The following is a 3,707-nucleotide window of genomic DNA, read 5'->3' as shown; positions in this document are numbered from 1 at the left end:
TTGGATGGTGGTGAGGGGCAGGTGGTGGTGGCGGATGTGCGGTGGGATCGGTTTGTGCCGTCGTTCACGGCGTTGCGTCCGTCCCGGTTGTTCACCGACATCCCCGAAGCACAGGCGGCGATCGAGGCGGCGTCCCGAGCCGAGACCGGCCCCACCGACCGGGCCTCCGCACTGCGCGAGCGGCTCGCGGCCCTGACGCCGCCGGAGGTCGAGGCGTCCCTCCTGGACCTCGTACGCTCCCAGGTCGCCACGGTGCTCGGCCACGCCACCGTGGAGGCGGTGCGGCCGGACCGGGCGTTCCAGCGCCTCGGCTTCGACTCGCTCACCGCAGTCGAGCTGCGCAACCGGCTGACCGCCGAAACCGGCCTCGCGTTGCCCTCCACCCTCGTCTTCGACCACCCGACGCCGGCCGCCCTGGTCGCCTTCATCCGGGAGACCGTGCTCGGAGCATCGGGCGACGCGCCGGCCGACCGCAGGGTCGCCACCGTCGACGACGACCCGATCGTGATCGTCGGCATGGGCTGCCGCCTCCCGGGTGGCGTCGCGTCCCCGGAAGAACTGTGGCAACTGCTCGCCACCGGACGCGACGGCATCTCCGAGTTCCCCCTCGACCGGGGCTGGGACAGCTTCCTCAGCAGCGGCCTGTCCGACACGTCCTTCGCCCGCAGGGGCGGCTTCGTCTACGACGCCGGCGAGTTCGACGCCGAGTTCTTCGGCATCTCGCCGCGGGAGGCGCTCGCCATGGACCCGCAGCAGCGGCTGCTGCTGGAGACCTCGTGGGAGGCAGTCGAGTCGGCGGGCATCGACCCGACCACCCTGCGGGGCGGCGCGGTCGGCGTCTTCGCCGGGGCCAGCTTCCAGGGGTACGCCAGCGGGTCGGTCGGTCGGGCCCAGGAGGTCGGCGGCCACCTGCTCACCGGCAACGCGACAAGCGTGTTGTCGGGCCGGGTGGCGTACTCGTTCGGTTTCGAGGGGCCGGCGGTGACTGTGGACACGGCGTGTTCGTCGTCGCTTGTGGCGTTGCACCTGGCGGCGCAGGCGCTGCGGTCCGGCGAGTGTGACCTCGCCCTGGCCGGCGGCGTCACCGTGATGGCCTCACCGGGCACGTTCGCCGAGTTCTCGATCCAGGGCGGCCTGTCCGCCGACGGCCGCTGCAAGTCGTTCTCGGACGCCGCGGACGGCACGGGCTGGTCCGAGGGCGTCGGCGTGCTGGTGGTGCAGCGCTTGTCGGATGCGCGGCGTGACGGGCGTCGGGTGCTGGCGGTGGTGCGGGGTTCGGCGGTGAATCAGGATGGTGCGTCGAATGGTTTGACGGCGCCGAATGGTCCGTCGCAGCAGCGGGTGATCCGGCAGGCGCTGGCGAGTGCGGGTTTGTCGGCGGCTGATGTGGATGTGGTGGAGGCGCACGGTACGGGTACGTCGTTGGGTGATCCGATCGAGGCGCAGGCGTTGCTGGCGACGTACGGGCAGGGCCGGGATGTGCCGCTGTTGCTCGGCTCGGTGAAGTCGAACATCGGTCATACGCAGGCGGCTGCGGGGGTGGCGGGCATCATCAAGATGATCTTGGCGATGCGGTACGGGACCGTGCCGGCGACGCTGCATGTGGATGTGCCGTCGTCGCATGTGGATTGGTCGTCGGGCGCGGTGGAGCTGGTGACCCGGGCGCGCGAGTGGCCGGGTGCGGGCCGCGCACGCAGGGCTGCCGTGTCGTCGTTCGGGATCTCCGGCACGAACGCGCACGTGATCATCGAGCAGGCGGAGCCGGAGCACGCCGCGGCGTCTGCCGTGCCCGTCGGGGTGCCGGTGCCGTGGGTGCTGTCGGGGCGTTCGGAGCGGGGTCTGTCGGGTCAGGCGGGGCGGCTGGGGTCGTTCGTGCGTGGTCGTGGTCTGTCGCCGGTGGATGTGTCGTGGTCGTTGGCGACGACTCGGGCGGCGTTGGAGTATCGGGCGGTGGTGTGGGGCTCGGACGTGGACGAGCTGGTGGCGGGCCTTGCGGCGGTGGCTGAGGGTCGGTCTGCGGGTGTGGTGTCGGCGGGTCGTCGGGCGGTGTTGTTCACGGGTCAGGGTTCGCAGCGTGCGGGTATGGGCCGGGAGCTGTACGAGGCGTTCCCGGTGTTCGCGGCGTCGTTCGACGAAGTGTGCGCGGAGATTGATCCGCGTCTGCCGCGTGCGTTGCGCGAGGTGGTGTTCGCGGAGCCGGGTTCGGAGACTGCGGCTCTGGTGGATCAGACCGTGTTCGCGCAGGCGGGGTTGTTCGCTGTTGAGGTGGCGTTGTGGGAGTTGCTCGCGTCGTGGGGGGTGCGGGCTGATTTCCTGGCGGGTCATTCGATTGGTGAGGTGACGGCGGCGTACGTGTCGGGGATGTTGTCCCTGAGGGACGCGTGCACGTTGGTGGCGGCGCGGGGCCGGTTGATGCAGGCGTTGCCGGCCGGTGGCGTGATGGCGGCGGTCGGTGCGTCGGAGGAGGCTGTCGCCGAGCTGCTCGGCGCGTCGGGCGCGGTCGTGGACATTGCGGCGGTGAACGGCCCCGCGTCGGTGGTCGTCTCGGGCGCGGCCGATGAGGTGGCTTCGGTGGTGGGGGCCTGCTGTGAGCGGGGTTGGCGGGTCAAGGAACTGGCGGTCAGTCACGCCTTCCATTCGCGGTTGATGGATCCGATGCTGGACGAGTTCGCGTCGGTGGTGGCGGGGCTCGACTGGCAACCGCCGCGGATCCCAATCGTGTCGAACGTGACCGGCGCGGTCGCGGACGCCGCAGAGATCACCGAGCCCGGCTACTGGGTGCGGCACGTGCGGCAGCCGGTGCGCTTCGCCGACGGGGTGGCTGCTCTGCGGGCACAGGGGGTGGACACCTTCCTGGAGATCGGCCCGGACGCGGTCCTCACCGCCATGGCCGCCGAGGCGGACACCGCCGACGACGTGCGGTACGTCGCCACGCTGCGCCGCAGCCAGCCCGACGTCACCACCCTCACCACTGCCGCCGGGCAGCTCTGGGCCGCCGGCGTGGCCGTCGACTGGGCGGCGTACCTCGGCCAGACCGGCACCCGGCCGCGCGCGGTGGAACTGCCCACCTACGCCTTCGACAGGCAGCGCTACTGGCTGGAGGACCCCCAGCCCGGCTCGGCTCCGGAGCGGGCCGACGCCCCGTCCGACGAGCAGTTCTGGGCGGCGGTCGAGTCCGGGGACCTCGGCGTGCTGGGCGAGGATCTCGCCGTGGGCGCGGACGAGCCGTCCACGGCGCTGCTGCCCAAGCTCGCCCGGTGGCGGCGTGCGACGCAGCAGCGGGCGGTCGTCGACTCCTGGCGGTACCGGGCGACGTGGCGTACGGCCGCCGTGCCGGACTCCGCGACGTTGGCGGGAACCTGGCTGCTGCTGATGGCGCCCGGGCAGGAGGACCACCCGGTGGCCGCGGCGCTGGCTGCCCGGGCCGACCGGGCGGTCCCGGTGCTGATCCCGGCCGGCGCCGACCGCGACCGGGTGGCGCGGCTGCTGCTGGAGGCGATGAGCTCCGACGCCCGGGACGCCCACGTGGTGTCCCTGCTGTCGCTGGCCGAGCCGCGGGAGGCGTCCCCGGTTCCGGCCGCCGCCGAGGTGTCGACGGCGCTGGCCGTGGTGCAGGCGCTGACCGACGTCGGTGGGTCGGGCCGGTTGTGGTGGCTGACGCGCGGGGCGGTGTCGGTCGGCGACTCGGACGAGCTGGCGGATGTCGC

At 72.6% G+C, this 3,707-nt stretch carries 1 pseudogene; it reads left to right on the top strand.

Annotation, left to right across the window (positions count from 1 at the left end):
- Window positions 1–54: 54 nt before the first annotated feature.
- A pseudogene (locus tag A4R25_RS30380) lies at window positions 55–3,707 on the top strand (beta-ketoacyl synthase N-terminal-like domain-containing protein); the annotation flags it as partial.

Source organism: Micromonospora sp. NBRC 110037 (assembly GCF_001652995.1).
Lineage (GTDB): Bacteria > Actinomycetota > Actinomycetes > Mycobacteriales > Micromonosporaceae > Micromonospora > Micromonospora chalcea.
This window is presented reverse-complemented; position numbering and strand designations above follow the sequence as displayed.